A 216-nucleotide genomic window follows, 5' to 3' on the forward strand; every position below is an offset into this window, starting at 1 on the left:
GTGCTGGGACCGTGATCGAGCCTTCGGTCAAACCTTTGCCAATGGTGATGACTTCACCATTGCTCAGGGTGATCTTCATCTCGCTACCGGCCGGATTGGTCAGGGTAGCGGTGTAGACGATGCTGCCGCCTTCCTGGACGGTGCCGGTGGCGGACAAGGTGAGGCCAGTGCTATCGAGCTTCGCTGGATCATCGGTAACCGAAGTGGTTGGGTTAC

General features: G+C 58.3%; 1 protein-coding gene. It reads right to left on the reverse strand.

Annotation, left to right across the window (positions count from 1 at the left end):
• Window positions 1-216, reverse strand: a 216-nt coding sequence (locus J5M56_RS27360; protein WP_207938271.1) for an immunoglobulin-like domain-containing protein, incomplete at both ends; no start/stop codon positions are given.

The organism is Pseudomonas sp. 51_B, assembly GCF_017491595.1.
Classification (GTDB): domain Bacteria; phylum Pseudomonadota; class Gammaproteobacteria; order Pseudomonadales; family Pseudomonadaceae; genus Aquipseudomonas; species Aquipseudomonas promysalinigenes.